We start from the raw sequence: 14635 nt of genomic DNA on the forward strand, positions 1-14635 counted from the left end.
CAGCCCGCCAGATGAGCGGGCTGATGTCTTTTAGGCAAATATGAAGTCGGATTCGGTCAGGTGGCTTGCCCAGACAGCTGACAAGAAGACGCTGTCGCCGTCTTCCAGGTCGATTGTCGTGCCGAAGAAACCACCACTGATATCGTCTTCGATATCGTCAAAGCCGGTAATCCCGTCGTACCCCGACAAGTCTATCTTGTCCTTGCCGACGCGGAAATCGACAATCCAATCGTCGCCGTCTCCTTTTTCAAACTCAAAAATGTCACTCCCACGGCCGCCAACCAGCTTGTCGTTACCCGCACCGCCGTCGATGATATCCTGTCCGCGCCCGCCGAAGATTTTGTCATGACCTTCGTCGCCACGCAGAATGTCTTTGCCGCGTCCTCCAAAGATGATGTCATTCCCGGCGCCACCAAGCGCGATGTCACTGCCCGAGCCGGTATTGATGACATCGTTACCCCCGCCGCCGTGAACGAAATCCTTTCCGCGCCCGGTAAAGATGAACTCGTCACTGTCATCGCCCAGGATGAAGTCGGTATTCTTCTGGCCCAGAATACCCGTCACCGAAACCGGTAACAAAACACCATCCAGCACATGAATGATCCCGTTGGATGCGTCCACGTCGAACGCGATCAGGCCGGGATCGTCTATCCCAGGATCAGCGTCGCCCAGACTTTTGGGGTCGCTTTCAAGGTCCAGCTTCACCGAAGGGCCAAGCAGCGTTGGGATTTCGGTACCGTTGCCCAACCCGATTACGGCGGTGCTATCGAATTCACCGTCGACAACATGGTATTTCAGGATGTTGGTTAACAATGGGATCGGGTCGCCTCCGCCCAGAAGGGTAAGGGCTTTGACGATATGGCCAAGTGCACCGGCTTCGTCGGACTCCTGATAGCCCAGTGTCTGTGCCAAAGTGATAAACGCGGCGTCGTTCGGCGCAAAGACAGTCAGCCCGGCATTTGGATCATCCAGCGTCCCTGCCAGCCCAGCTGCAATTACGGCTTCTCGCAATATGTCAAAATCCTGATTGTCGCCGTCAAAGGTTCCGGGATCACCGCTTTTGAGAACGGTCCCGGTAATCGTGTGTGTTCCTGGCATTTCAGAAAGCCTCCCACCCTGTATGCTCAAGTTTCGGACAGCCCGAGCACGTCTCGGCCACGTTTGTCCGTTGATGTTTTGGCTACGGCGACAACATCAGAATGGATCAACAAATTCGCCGTGGAAAAAGTATTGATGACAGATCGGAAACTTGTTCTGCTTTAATTTTGGTGGGTTATTCAGTTTTTCTAATCTTGTCGAAAATCACAAGAAAGGCGTGAATATATCGCTGATCGAGAAAGACCTGACTTAGTTGACTGTGGTTGATAGACATTTGGTAACGAAAACCCGAACGTCTCGCCGCTGGCGGTTAGGACAATTGTCTTGAGGAAAGAGTATGCAGAAACCGGTTAATTGGGGCGTTCTGGGCGCAGCTAAATTCGCCCGACAATACATGGGACCCGCGATCCATGCCGCTGAAAGTGCCCGTCTGGCGGGGCTGGCGACGTCAGACCCCACCAAGGCCGAGGCGTTTACCGGGTTTTGCCCGGATCTGAAGGTCTATTACAGCTATGATGCGCTGCTGGCCGACCCGGATATCGAGGCGGTCTATATCCCGTTACCCAACCACCTGCATGTCGAATGGAGCCTGAAGGCACTGGACGCAGGCAAGCATGTACTTTGCGAAAAGCCGATGGCCATGCGGGCCGGGGAGTTTGATACTCTGATTACCAAACGTGACCAGACCGGCTTGCTGGCGGCCGAGGCTTATATGATCGTGCATCATCCGCAGTGGCATCTGACCCGCAGGCTGATCGCCGATGGGGCGATTGGTGAGCTAGTCCACGTGTCCGGAGCGTTCAGCTATGACAACCGCGCGGATACCGGCAACATTCGCAACCGCGCCGAGACCGGCGGGGGTGGGCTGCGTGACATCGGTGTATACGTGATCGGAGGTGCGCGTTTCGCAACGGCGCAGGAGCCGGTTTCAGTCAGCGGCGCGATTCGATGGGAGAATGACGTGGACGTTTTCACGGAAATTCGCGCGCGGTTTCCGGGCTTTACCTATTCCGCTTATGTCTCGACCCGAATGCATCCGCATCAGGAAATGGTGTTTCATGGTGAAGGTGGTGTTATCCGTCTGACCGCTCCTTTTAACGCGCGTGTCTTCGGCGAGGCGCGGGTTGAACTGCATCGCCCGGGGCTTGAGGTTCAGGTGACGCGGTTCCCGGGGGATGATCACTACAGGCTGCAGGTTGAGGCGTTTGGCCGGTCCGTTCGGGAGGGGGTCGCGTATCCTTGTCCACTCGAGTTCGCACGCGGCACGCAAGAGGTTATCGATCAGGTCTTTGATACCGCCGTTTCGCTGTAACTTGCCACGAGCAGGGTGCCTCGATTACTCTGGTCCGACCGGATCAGGAGGACACAATGGCGGGCGGCTGGGCGCGCGACGGCGCGGTGAGTGAACAGATCGAAGCGTCGATTTCGGATGAATTGGCGCGGATGCAGGCGCAAAAGCGACCAGTGGGTGAAAGCCTGACCCATTGCGCCGAATGCGAAGAACCGATCCCGGAAAAGCGCCGCCGCGCTCTGCCTGGGGTGAAGCTGTGCCTTGACTGCCAGCAAGATCGCGACGGCAGCTTCAAGGCCCGCGGCGGGATCAATAGGCGCGGATCGAAAGACAGTCAGTTGAAATAACGCGTGGGGCATCCGGTGCAGGACCAGCCGCAGAAATCGTCATTGCTGCATAACGGCCTGGTCCTTGGCTTTCTTGCCGCGTTTCTGTGGGGGACACACAGTGTCATCGTGCGCTATCTGACCAGCGATCCGGGTGGGTTGCAGATTGCGGTATCCCGCTTGTTCATCGCGGCGCTTGCGATCTTCTGCATGTTGCGTCTGATGGGCGCGCGGGTCTCTGTCCGGTATCGGGATTGGAACTTCTGCCTGGCGGTCTTGTCGACGGTTGTGAACTATATCCTATTCCATGTCGGGCTTGAACATACCGGCGCCGCCAACGCAATGGTGCTGGAGAACACGGCGCCGTTCTTTGTGCTGATATTTTTGTACTTCTTCGCAGACGCGGCGGTTGGGCGCACCGAAGTGCTTGCGACGACGCTAGCCATTTTCGGCGTATTCCTGACCGTCTATCAGGATTTTCAGGGCGGCGGGGAACCCTTGTTCGGCGATCTCATGGAGATTGGGGCGGGGCTAAGTTGGGCCGTGTTTCTGATTTCGAGCAGTCGGGCCATGCAGTCGTCGGAAACAACCGCCGAACGGTTGAATTTCCTGTTCGGTATCTTTCTTTGTTCCGGCATTCTTTTGGTGCCTTTGGCAGCGTTCTCGCTGCAGGTCCCTACCGCAAATGACGTGGCCTTCCTGATCCTGCTGGGTGTGCTGCCAACCGCAATGGCCTACTACCTCTGGTATGAGGCTGCGGCGCGGGTCTCGACGTTGACGGCGACGCTGATGTTCGCCGCATCGGTGGTTTTTACGTTCATCAACTCAGCGCTTTTTCTGGGCGCGACCATAACGCCGCTTGCAGTTGTCGGAGCGGTTTTGATTGTGGCGGCGATTTTCATGACCACTATGAAGAAGGCTGAAAACAAATAAGGACAGCCCGCTAAAGGCTGCCCTTATTTTGTTAGCTTTCCATAGCTTCCAACTCGTCAATAAAGCTGGAGATCATCGATAGGCCTTTGTCCCAGAACTCCGGGTCGCTGGCGTCCAGTCCGAACGGTTCCAGCAGTTCCTTGTGGTGCTTGGAGCCACCGGCGCGCAGCAATTCAAAGTACTTGTCCTCGAATCCGTCCGCACCGCTTTCGTAAACCGAGTATAGCGCGTTCACGAGACCGTCGCCGAACGCATAGGCGTAGACGTAGAACGGAGAGTGGACGAAATGAGGGATATAGGCCCAGAAGGTCTCATACCCGTCCATGAATTCGAACGCGGGGCCAAGGCTTTCGGCCTGAACGCTCATCCACAGGGCGTTGATGTCGTCCGGGGTCAATTCGCCCTCGCGGCGGGCGGCGTGGAGCTTGCATTCAAAGTCATAGAACGCAATCTGGCGGACGACCGTGTTGATCATGTCCTCGACCTTGCCAGCCAGCAGAACTTTGCGCTGCTCGGGCGTTTCGGCTTTGTCCAGCATTTTGCGGAAGGTGAGCATTTCGCCAAACACGCTGGCGGTTTCAGCCAGCGTCAGGGGGGTGGACGAAAGCATCTCACCCTGATCGGCGGCCAATACCTGATGCACACCGTGGCCAAGCTCATGCGCCAGCGTCATCACGTCGCGCGGTTTGCCCAAATAGTTGAGCATCACGTAAGGATGCACTTCGGTTACCGTGGGATGCGCGAAGGCGCCGGGCGCTTTACCGGGCTTCACCGCCGCATCGATCCACCCTTTCGAGAAGAAAGGCGATGCGATCTCTCCCATGCGGGGATCGAAAGCGTTATAGGCGTCCATCACCGTCTTCTCGGCCTCGGCCCAATCAACGATGCGGGTGTCCTCCATCGGCAGGGGGGCATTGCGGTCCCAGACCTGCATGACGTCCAGACCCAGCCATTTGCGTTTCAGTTCGTAGTAGCGATGGCTCAGCTTGGGGTAGGCGGCCACAACGGCCTCGCGCAGGGCTTCGACCACTTCGGGCTCAACGTCGTTTGACAGATGACGACCTGTCTGGGCGGTCGGCATGTTGCGCCAGCGATCAACGATCTCTTTTTCCTTTGCTTGCGTGTTATGAACGCGGGCGAAGGTTTTGATGTTGCTTTGGAAAACGGTCGCCAGCTCACGCGCAGCGGCTTCGCGCTTGCTGCGGTCCTGCTCGGTCAGCAGGTTCAGAGCGCCTTCGATATTCAGTTCTTCGCCGTCAACGGTGAAGGTCAAACCCGCGATGGTCTCGTCGAACAGACGCTCCCAGGCGTCACCGACGACACCCAGATCGTGCAGAAACTTCTCCAACTCGTCGGACAGCTGATAGGGTTTCATCGCGCGAATGCGGCGGAACACGGGCTCGTACCGCGCCAGATCGGTGTTGTCGTTGAAATGCGCCTTCAGCACGTCATCGTCAATGCGGTTGATTTCGAGCGTGAAAAAGACCAGCGGCGTCGTGAAAACAGTGATCTTTTCCTGCATGTCCGACAGGAACTTGGCGCGGTCCGCATCGGTGGTCAGTTGATAGTAGCGCAGACCGGCGAAGGACATGATGCGCCCTGCGATGGCGTTGATCTTTTCGTTGCGCTGCACGCAGGCCAGCAGACCGGCGGCGTCCAACCCGGCCAGCTTGCCTTCATAATCGGCGGCGAAGGCAGCGCATTCGCCCTCCAGCCAGTCCAGATCGCGGGCCAGTTCCGGCGCTTCTTCCGATGCATAGAGGTCCGTCAGATCCCATTCCGGCAGATTGCCCAGATCATCGGTGCCGCCACCAGCATTTGCATCATGGACGGGAAAGGGAAGGTCGCGCATGGGTCACCTCGAATAAACTGCGTTGGCAAACATTTAGGCGCGACGTGTCCGGATCACAAGCAAGCTGTGGCAATCACTGAGACAGGGCGGGTTCCCTCACCGCTTTGGGCCGAGCGCCGAGGAAATGATCAGCCAACTGGTCAAAGACCGGTCCGCGCACCTCGGGCGCCTCCATCAGCACTTCGTGCTCGCCGTCGGGTATCTCGACCAGAGTGCCACTGGGCCAGTTCGCCATGCGCGTGCGTATTGCCTTGCGATCCACGATCTGTTCGTGGCTGCCGAGGAAGGTCAGGGCAGGAATGTCAGGCGCTGTCTGCTCCATCAGCCAGATACATTCATCCAGTGCCTCGCGCAGCCAAATCGTGGACGGCGCGCCCAAGGCCAGTTCCGGATGCGCGACCAGCTGGTCTTGCATCATCCTGTACATATCGGGGTCGCGGGTCAGGACGTTCCCTTCGAAGGGTTGCGAGGCGACATAGCTTTCCAGAGATGTAGTCGGTGGAATTTTCTCTCCCAGCCCAAGACGCGGCCCCCAATAGGCGGTCAACTGGCTGAGCGGTTTCATTATCGGGGTAAAGAAGATGCCCCACATCGGGCCGGTAAAGGCGCAGGATGCAAAATCGGCCCCCTCCAACACAGCACGCAGCCCGATGGCTCCGCCCATTGAATGACCGATGACGTGCCATGGTTTCGGCAGGTCCTGCTGTCGGGCCAGCTCAAGCACGGCGCGTACATCGCGCTGGTAGTCAGTGAACTGTTCGACATGACCGATGCGCGGGTTCGGCAACAGGCGATCCGCAAGACCCTGTCCGCGCCAGTCAACCGAGAGGCTGGCAAAGCCACGGTCTGCGAACTCTTTCGCCGCGTTGCCGTATTTCTCAATGTATTCCGTGCGGCCGGGGAAAAGCATCACGGTGCCGCGCGCTTCGCCTTCGGGGCGCCAAAACCCAACGCGGATGCGCTTGCCGTCTTCGGTGGTCAGCCAATGCGCTGCACCACCGGCAGGGCCGCCGGCCACGTCTTCGAAAAAGGGGGCCGGCGAGAACTCCATCAGGCCAGCACCGAGGCGAGTTTCATGGCGACACCCATATCTCCGTCGACGCTCAGCTTGCCGGACATGAATGCGCCGGTCGGGTTCAGGTCACCGCTGAGAATCTGCTCGAACGTGTCCGCATCGGCGCTGAGGGTCACGTCGGCATCTTCGTCGCTGACGCGCGCACCGCTTGCATCCAGAACGATAGCGCCCAGATCGGCGATGGCAAATTTGGCCGATGCGTCGAAATCGCCACCCGACAGTTTCTCATTCAATGCCGCTGCGGCTTTTTCCAAAGTATCGCTCATGGTCTTCCTCATTTTGTTAGTGCGCCGTGAATGGACATCCCCGGTCGCAACGCTACACTGACCATTGTTATGGGCATTGCAATCACCAATCTCAAAGGTACCGTTGCGGCATTTGCCGCGATAGTCACGTTTTCCACCAGTTGCGCCGCGCAACAGGCGGATTCGCGTGACGAGGCCGTGCTGTTGCAACAGCTGGCGCAGTCGACGCCTGAGCAGGCCATCGGATTGGATCGGCAATTGCAGGCGTTGTGGTCGCAATCGGGGTCGGCGTCGGCCGATCTGCTGCTGGAGCGGGGCCGAGAGGCATTGGACGACGGGGATATCGAAGCCGCGCTGGATCACCTGACCGCACTGATCGACCACGCGCCCGAGTTTGCCGAAGGCTGGCATGTACGCGCCTCGGCCTTCTTTGGGATTGACCGGTTCGGGATGGCGGCGGCCGATCTGGAACATGCCCTGACCCTGAACCCGAACAACTATGAGGCTATCTATGGCCTCGGTCTGATCTTCGAGATCGTGGGCAAGCCCGAACAGGCGCTGCAGGCGTATTCCCGCGCGCTGGCTATACATCCCCATCACGAAGACGTAACCAATGCCGTGAATCGGCTGACGCCTCAGGTTGAAGGCAAGGCGCTGTAGGTTTTAACGCACAGGGGGCGAAGGTGAGCGGGTCATCCCGAATCGTGGCCGTACTTGGCCCGACGAATACAGGCAAAACCCATTACGCAATCGAACGTATGCTGGGCTATCGCACCGGCGTGATCGGCTTGCCGCTTCGTCTGCTTGCGCGTGAGGTCTATGACAAGATCGTGGCCATCCGAGGTGCCTCGGTTGTGGCTTTGGTTACGGGCGAAGAGCGGATCGTACCACCTCGAACGCAGTATTGGGTCTGCACCGTCGAGGCGATGCCCGAAGATATGGGCGCGGATTTCGTTGCCATCGACGAAATCCAGCTTTGTGCCGATCCCGAACGTGGCCATGTATTTACCGACCGTCTTCTGCGCGCACGCGGAACGAACGAAACGCTGTTTCTGGGCTCTGATACCATGCGGGGTGCAATTGCCGCGCTTGTCCCCGAGGCGCAGTTTGTCCGGCGCGAGCGGATGTCTCAACTGGTCTATTCCGGGTCGAAGAAGATTAGCCGGATGCCTGCCCGCAGCGCCATCGTCGGGTTTTCGGTCGAGAATGTTTATGCCATTGCCGAATTGCTTCGTCGGCAGAAGGGCGGAGCGGCAGTCGTCATGGGTGCCCTTAGCCCGCGCACAAGGAATGCGCAGGTCGATCTCTACCAGAATGGTGAGGTCGATTATCTCGTGGCTACCGATGCCATCGGCATGGGTCTGAATCTGGATGTGAACCATGTGGCGTTCTCATCCCTTACCAAATTCGACGGTCGCCGTATGCGTCCTTTGGCGCCCAACGAACTGGCCCAGATCGCAGGTCGGGCAGGGCGTGGCATGTCGGATGGCACGTTTGGCGTGACCGGAGAAGCACCGCCGCTGGACGAAGGCGTGGCGCAAGCGATCATGGACAGCCGGTTCACGCCGATGAAAAAGCTGAACTGGCGGAATGCTGCCCTCAGGTTTGGCTCGATCGAGGCGCTCATCGACTCGCTTGAGGTCGGCCCTAACAACGAGCACCTCATAAAGGCGCGACCAGCAGACGATCTGCACGCGCTGAAATCTCTGTCGCAGGTCACCGAGGTCATAGCGCGCGCCAGCGATGGCCCGTCGGTCCGATTGCTGTGGGATGTCTGCCGAATCCCTGATTTTCGGGGCATCAGCCACGCCGAACACGCCAGCCTTCTTGAAGTGATTTACGGCCACCTTCACGAGAAGGGGTCAATCCCCGACGATTTCATGGCGCGGCAAATCCGCCGGATCGACCGGACGGATGGGGATATTGATGCACTGTCCAAAAGGTTGGCATATATTCGCACCTGGACATATGTTGCGCAACGAAACGGATGGGTACGTGACGAATCCCATTGGCGTGAGGAAACGCGCACTGTAGAAGACAGGCTGTCAGACGCTCTTCACGATCGTTTGACCCAACGATTTGTGGACCGGCGTACATCTGTATTGCTGCGCCGGCTCAAACAGAAGGAGGCCCTTTTGGCCGAAGTAAATGACAAGGGTGAAGTGACCGTCGAAGGCGAATTCGTCGGTCGTCTGGAAGGGTTCCGGTTTACTCCGGACAAAAGCGCGCAGGGAACCGAGGCGAAAGCTTTGAAATCGGCGTCTCTGCAAGCACTCGCGCCGCAATTCCATCTGCGTGCCGATCGCTTCTACAACGCGCCCGATACCGAAATTGATTTCACCGATCAGGGTGGCCTGATGTGGGGCGAGTACGCTGTCGGCAAACTGGTTGCCGGGGCCGAACCTCTCAAGCCCGTGGTCGAGGTTTTTGTTGATGAGGCCGCCGGGCCGGACGTGGAGCAAAAGGTTCAGCGCCGCCTGCAGCATTTCATCGACCGCAAGGTGGCTGCTCTGTTCGAGCCGCTGCTGAACCTGTCGCGGGATGAAGAGCTGAGCGGTCTGGCCAAAGGCTTTGCCTTCCGCATGGTCGAGGCGCTGGGCGTGCTGCCTCGCGCAGCTGTCGCGCAAGAGGTCAAGGATCTGGATCAGGACGCCCGTGGCGCGTTGCGCAAGCACGGCATTCGCTTTGGTCAATTCACCATCTTCATGCCACTGCTGTTGAAACCTGCACCAACGCGCCTGCGTCTGGTTCTCTGGGCACTGTCAAGCGGCTTGCAGGAGTTTCCCGAAGCGCCACCTCCGGGCCTGGTTACCGTGCCCGTCGCCAAGGACGCGCCGCAGGGTTATGACACCATGTGCGGCTACCGCGACGCGGGTGAACGTTCGATCCGGATCGACATGCTGGAACGTCTGGCCGACATGTTGCGGTCCGAGGACAGCCGGGGCGGATTCGAAGCCAAGCCTGATATGTTGTCGATCACCGGTATGACGTTGGATCAGTTCGCTGACCTGATGCAGGGGCTGGGCTACAAGGCCGAACGTGGCGAGCGTGAGAAGGTGAAGCCAGCACCGGTCGAAACCGTACCCGAAACTACGACAGACGCGCCTGAGCAACCTGTCGCCGAAGATACTCCTGCGCCAGAGGCACCGACCGAAGACGTCGCGACACCCGCCGAGGCGCCAGCCGAGGCCACCGAAAGCACCGAGGCGGCAGACGAGGCACCCGCTGCGGATGAGCCAGAGGTTGAGGTGTTCTATACCTTCACTTGGGGTCGCCAGCGCCAGCAAAACCGTGGCCCGCGCCGCGAGCAGGGGCAGGGCAAAGGCAAGCCGCGAGGGAAACCTCAGGACGGTCGCAAGCCGCAAGGCAAGAAGGGCGGTAAGCCTCAGGGCGCCAAGTCATTCTCGTCACGGCCTCCGAAAAAGGAAAAGGCCATCGATCCCGACAACCCCTTCGCCGCCGCGCTGATGGGTTTGAAGGACGGCAACTGATCCGTCATGGATCAGGCCAAGCTGCGGATTGACAAATGGTTGTGGCAGGCGCGGTTCTTCAAGACCCGCAGCCTGGCCGCCAAACAGGTCAGCGGCGGCCATGTCAGACTAAACGGAAACCGGGTGCTGAAACCAGCGCAGGCCGTGGCACCCGGAGATGTTCTGACCTTTCCACAGGGGCGGATCATCCGGGTTGTTCGTATCGAAAAACTGGGTGAGCGCCGCGGTCCGGCACCCGAGGCGCAAACATTGTACTTCGATATGACCGAAAAGAAGGACGCACCGCCCAGAAATCCGGGTTTCGAGGGAAAGGGTCGTCCAACCAAGAAGGATCGCCGCGCGCTTGATCTTTCTCGCACTCCGAAGGGGTGATCTTCTCTTGAAGAGGCGGGCAGTCTGAATTAGCTAGACGCTCAAACGCAAACGGAAAGTCCAGCCATGACCTATGTTGTCACCGAAAACTGCATTGCCTGCAAATATACCGACTGTGTTGAGGTATGCCCGGTGGACTGTTTCTACGAAGGTGAGAACACGCTGGTCATCCACCCCGACGAATGCATCGATTGCGGTGTGTGCGAGCCTGAATGCCCCGCTGACGCGATCCGCCCTGATACTGAGCCGGGAATGGAGCAATGGGTGGAGTTCAACCGTAAATTCTCGGAGCAATGGCCAGTGATCGTCACCAAGAAAGATCCGCTGCCCGAGGCCGAAGAGCGGGACGGTGAAGAAGGCAAGATGGAGAAGTATTTCTCTGAAGCACCCGGTGAAGGTGGCTAAGCGATTCGCTTGGTCAGTCTTCCCCGCAAAGGGTGAAGATCGACTACAAGTGTCAGATAACAAAGTGCTTTCGGGCAGTTTGTGACGAGCGCTCTTTTGAGTGTCGCATTTTTGTGATATACTAACCCCTGAATGATGACTGAGATTGGGATACGCTCCGTAAGTATGCTCGCTTTGGAGTTCTAATTTTATGACAACGCAGCCGCCTGACGGGGCCGACCAAGGCCACGGATGGGGCGTTTTGTCGTCTCGTATCCCGGTCTCGCAACCAAGGATGAATCTGAATGTCGAAGTCGAAAAAGCTTGAGTTCCGCCCGAACGATTATGTCGTCTACCCGGCTCATGGCGTAGGTCAGATCGTATCGATCGAAGAGCAGGAAGTCGCAGGCTTCTCGCTTGAGCTGTTCGTGATCTCTTTTGAAAAAGACAAGATGACCCTGCGCGTGCCGACCAACAAGGTCACCGAATCCGGCCTGCGTTCGCTCAGCTCACCTGATGTGATCAGCCAGGCGATGAAAACGCTGAAGGGCAAGGCCAAGGTTAAACGCGCCATGTGGTCGCGCCGGGCGCAGGAATATGAGCAAAAGATCAACTCGGGTGATCTGATCTCGATCGCCGAAGTGGTCCGCGACCTGCACCGCACAGATGACCAGCGCGAGCAGAGCTATTCGGAACGTCAGCTCTATGAGGCCGCGCTTGAGCGTCTGACCCGCGAGGTCGCTGCCGTATCCGGTGCGGATGAAATCTCGGCAGCCAAGCAGGTTGACGAGGTACTGACCTCACGCGCCGCCGCTGCCTGATCACGGGCACAACCAGGTTCAAAGCCGCTCCGTCATCGGGGCGGCTTTTTTCGTGAGCCAACGTTTGGTACCGTGATGGCTTGAGGGTATTTCTTATTCATAAATAAGAGGATGCGGGACCAGGATGAAGCAGGCTGTAAAGTTCCTATACATCAGCCACGACCCGATTTCCGTCTGGTTTCGGTATGGTCTGATCCTGTTCGATATCGCGACCATCGTGTTCTTTGTCGCCACTGCGCATATCCCGCATGGTCCCGGCCTCACGGTGGCGAGTATCGGCGTTGGCGTGCTAATTCTGATGGATTTTTCGGCCCGGTTGTGGATCGCGAAGGATCGTTGGAAGCTGCTATGCAAGATATACACACTGGCTGATATCGTTGTTATTGCTTCGCTTTTTCTAGATCCGTTCCTGACCGGAAATCTGGCGTTTCTGCGAATATTGCGCGCCCTGCGCCTTATTCACTCCTATCATCTGCTGCGGGACTTGCGACGAGACAGCAGGTTTTTCCGCACCCATGAGGACGCGGTGATTGCGGCGATCAATCTGCTGGTCTTTGTCTTCGCGACCTCGACTGCAGTGCTGGTCTTTTTTGTGCCTGAGGATTCACAGACGCCCTATATAGATGCGCTGTATTTCACGATGGCCACTCTGACGACCACGGGGTTTGGCGATATCACTTTGACGACACCGGCGGGAAAGCTGTTCTCGGTATTCATCATGGTGGTGGGCGTGGCGCTGTTCGTGCGACTGGCACAGGCGATTTTCATGCCTCAGAAAGTGCGTTACAAATGCCCAAGTTGCGGGCTGTTCCGTCACGACCCTGACGCCGTGCATTGCAAACATTGTGGTGCGACACTGAGGATCGAGACCGGAGGGGCTGGTTAGATCAGGGCCGCAAGCGCCAGGAGAAAGGTGATTTCACCCACCTGTTGCGTTGCTCCCAGAATGTCTCCGGTCTGGCCGCCAATCTTGGCTTTGGCGATCCGGGCTACGATCCCGCCGGCAATCATCGCAAAAAGCATAGGGGCGAAAGCGAGGCTACCGAGCAAAACCAGAGAAAGCAGTGCCGCCAGCACAAGACCGGCCAGAACTGTAGGCAAAGGTGGAGCACCGACCGAATGGCTCAGCCCGGTTTGCCGGGCATTCGGAAGTAACGTCATGAGGGCGGGCATCAGAGCGCGTGAGAACACACAAGCTGCCAACACACCCGTCAGCATCCCCGCACCAAGAAGGGTGGCAATGGCGGCGATGCGCAGGAGTTGCGACAGCAGCAGTGCCAGCACGCCGTAGGTGCCAATATGGCTGTCTTTCATGATCTCCAGTCGCCGCTCAGCCGAGAAACCACCCCATAACCCATCGACGGTGTCGGCCAGTCCGTCTTCATGCATGGCGCCCGTGACAATGATCAGCGTTGCAACCAGCAGGCTTGCAGCCGCAAAGGTGGGTAACTGCACCCAGATCGCAATCCATGCGACTCCACACGCAAGAGCGCCAACGATAAGACCGGCGAGGGGAAAGGCCCAAGCGGCGCGTGCTTGCCGGGCGAAACTGGCTTCGGGCAGTTTTGGCAGCGGCAGACGGGTCAGCAGGACCAAAGCCACGGGGATATCCCAGCGGGAAAACAGGGCGGTGTCGTTTTTGTTCACTCCCAGGCCTTTCCGGGTCTTGTTGATGTGCCAGCATTGGTTAAACACACAGGACCACTCTGATGCAACGAGGCTTTCAATGCTGCCCGAACTCACCGACCTGAACAGTTTCCGCAATGCGCTGGCCGATGCGCCCGGACCAGACCCGTCAGCGGTAAATGGTGCTGAAGAGCGAAATGGCCAGTTGACCAAACCGCCCGGAGCGCTGGGGCGGCTTGAAGATCTGGCGATCTGGTACGCTGGCTGGCGCGGGGATGCGCGGCCTCAGATCACTGCACCTCAGGTCATCGTGTTCGCTGGTAATCACGGGGTGACGGCTCAGGGCGTTTCAGCTTTCCCGCCAGAGGTAACGGTGCAGATGGTCATGAATTTCGAACATGGCGGCGCCGCGATCAACCAGCTTGCCAAAGCCGCAGGCGCGAAGATGGACGTACACGCGCTTGATCTGGAGCGCCCGACAGCGGATTTCACACAAGGCCCGGCGATGAGCGAGGACGAGTTGCTACAGGCCCTTCGCACCGGCTGGCAGGCGGTTGATCCGAGCGCTGATCTGCTGGTTGTCGGAGAGATGGGGATCGGCAACACAACCCCGGCCGCGGCCATCGCTTGCGCACTGTTCGGTGGCGAAGCCGCCGACTGGACCGGGCGCGGAACCGGAGTGGATGATGCCGGATTAGCCAATAAAACCCGTGTCGTTGCGGAAGGTGTTGCCCTGCACGGTCAGGGCGATGGCCTTCATATCCTGCGCTGTCTGGGCGGGCGCGAGATTGCGGCCATGGCGGGGGCCATTGCTGCGGCCCGCGTATTGCGCATTCCGGTCATCCTAGACGGTTTCATTTGCACCGCTGCGGCAGCTTGTCTGGCGCAACTATCAGGCGCCGCACTCGATCATACCATTGCGGGCCACCAAAGCGCTGAGGGCGCTCATGCGGCGATGCTGAGCAAGCTGGGCAAGGAACCGTTGCTCAGCCTCGGCTTGCGATTGGGCGAGGGTTCTGGCGGGGCGCTGGCGATCAACATCCTGAAAAGCGCGGTGGCCTGCCATTCAGGCATGGCGACCTTTGCCGAAGCCGGTGTCTCGGACGGCTAAGCCGGGTGTC

General features: G+C 58.6%; 15 protein-coding genes. 10 read left to right on the forward strand and 5 right to left on the reverse strand.

Annotated features, from left to right (window positions below; translation table 11 throughout):
- Positions 1-30: 30 nt before the first annotated feature.
- Positions 31-1098 carry a fasciclin domain-containing protein gene (locus tag RA27_RS23070; RefSeq protein ID WP_052265159.1) on the reverse strand — a complete coding sequence of 356 codons (1068 nt, stop codon included), beginning with the start codon at positions 1096-1098 and terminating at the stop codon, positions 31-33.
- Between the two features lie 337 nt (positions 1099-1435).
- Between RA27_RS23070 and RA27_RS03350 the strand changes: the two genes are divergently transcribed.
- Genes RA27_RS03350 through RA27_RS03360 form a run of 3 tightly spaced genes read left to right on the forward strand, consistent with a single transcriptional unit; the run spans position 1436 to position 3648 of the window.
- On the forward strand, positions 1436-2410 hold the full coding sequence (locus RA27_RS03350; protein ID WP_039534963.1) for a Gfo/Idh/MocA family oxidoreductase: 975 nt from the start codon (positions 1436-1438) through the stop codon (positions 2408-2410).
- A gap of 56 nt (positions 2411-2466) precedes the next feature.
- Entirely contained in the window at positions 2467-2736 is a 270-nt protein-coding gene (locus RA27_RS03355; RefSeq protein WP_039534965.1) for a DksA/TraR family C4-type zinc finger protein, read from the forward strand.
- A gap of 15 nt (positions 2737-2751) precedes the next feature.
- Positions 2752-3648 (forward strand): DMT family transporter, encoded by an 897-nt coding sequence (locus RA27_RS03360; protein ID WP_193746459.1) that lies wholly within the window; start codon positions 2752-2754, stop codon positions 3646-3648.
- A 31-nt stretch (positions 3649-3679) separates the two neighbouring features.
- On the opposite strand, the gene RA27_RS03365 is transcribed toward RA27_RS03360, so the two are convergent.
- The 3 genes from RA27_RS03365 to RA27_RS03375 form a co-directional block, all read right to left on the reverse strand.
- The gene (locus RA27_RS03365) at positions 3680-5500 is read right to left on the reverse strand and encodes a M3 family oligoendopeptidase (RefSeq protein WP_039534969.1); all 1821 of its coding nucleotides are present in this window, start codon (positions 5498-5500) and stop codon (positions 3680-3682) included.
- A gap of 73 nt (positions 5501-5573) precedes the next feature.
- A complete protein-coding gene (locus RA27_RS03370; RefSeq protein WP_039534972.1) occupies positions 5574-6551 on the reverse strand; it encodes an alpha/beta hydrolase in 978 nt (325 codons plus the stop codon).
- On the reverse strand, positions 6551-6841 hold the full coding sequence (locus tag RA27_RS03375; protein ID WP_039534974.1) for an SCP2 sterol-binding domain-containing protein: 291 nt from the start codon (positions 6839-6841) through the stop codon (positions 6551-6553). The genes RA27_RS03370 and RA27_RS03375 overlap by 1 nt, the downstream gene beginning before the upstream one ends.
- Before the next feature lie 30 nt (positions 6842-6871).
- Between RA27_RS03375 and RA27_RS03380 the strand changes: the two genes are divergently transcribed.
- The 6 genes from RA27_RS03380 (at position 6872) to RA27_RS03405 (ending at position 12774) form a co-directional block, all read left to right on the forward strand.
- Positions 6872-7480 (forward strand): tetratricopeptide repeat protein, encoded by a 609-nt coding sequence (locus tag RA27_RS03380; protein ID WP_039534976.1) that lies wholly within the window; start codon positions 6872-6874, stop codon positions 7478-7480.
- A 23-nt stretch (positions 7481-7503) separates the two neighbouring features.
- Entirely contained in the window at positions 7504-10311 is a 2808-nt protein-coding gene (locus tag RA27_RS03385; RefSeq protein WP_039534978.1) for a helicase-related protein, read from the forward strand.
- Between the two features lie 6 nt (positions 10312-10317).
- Positions 10318-10683 carry an RNA-binding S4 domain-containing protein gene (locus tag RA27_RS03390; RefSeq protein ID WP_039534979.1) on the forward strand — a complete coding sequence of 122 codons (366 nt, stop codon included), beginning with the start codon at positions 10318-10320 and terminating at the stop codon, positions 10681-10683.
- A 66-nt stretch (positions 10684-10749) separates the two neighbouring features.
- Positions 10750-11088, forward strand: a complete 339-nt coding sequence (gene fdxA, locus RA27_RS03395; RefSeq protein ID WP_039534981.1) for a ferredoxin FdxA — start codon at positions 10750-10752, stop codon at positions 11086-11088.
- Positions 11089-11372: 284 nt separating this feature from the next.
- A complete protein-coding gene (locus tag RA27_RS03400; RefSeq protein ID WP_039534983.1) occupies positions 11373-11888 on the forward strand; it encodes a CarD family transcriptional regulator in 516 nt (171 codons plus the stop codon).
- 124 nt (positions 11889-12012) lie between these two features.
- A complete protein-coding gene (locus RA27_RS03405; RefSeq protein ID WP_039534985.1) occupies positions 12013-12774 on the forward strand; it encodes an ion channel in 762 nt (253 codons plus the stop codon).
- Here RA27_RS03405 and cobS read toward each other — a convergent pair.
- Positions 12771-13535: an adenosylcobinamide-GDP ribazoletransferase gene (gene cobS / locus RA27_RS03410; RefSeq protein WP_039536905.1), complete on the reverse strand. Its 765-nt coding sequence runs from the start codon at positions 13533-13535 to the stop codon at positions 12771-12773. The genes RA27_RS03405 and cobS overlap by 4 nt on opposite strands.
- A gap of 79 nt (positions 13536-13614) precedes the next feature.
- On the opposite strand from cobS, the gene cobT reads away from it, so the two are divergent.
- The gene (cobT, locus tag RA27_RS03415) at positions 13615-14625 is read left to right on the forward strand and encodes a nicotinate-nucleotide--dimethylbenzimidazole phosphoribosyltransferase (protein ID WP_039534987.1); all 1011 of its coding nucleotides are present in this window, start codon (positions 13615-13617) and stop codon (positions 14623-14625) included.
- Positions 14626-14635: the final 10 nt, after the last annotated feature.

The sequence above is a fragment of the Ruegeria sp. ANG-R genome (genome assembly GCF_000813985.1).
In the GTDB taxonomy this organism is placed as follows: Bacteria; Pseudomonadota; Alphaproteobacteria; order Rhodobacterales; family Rhodobacteraceae; genus Ruegeria.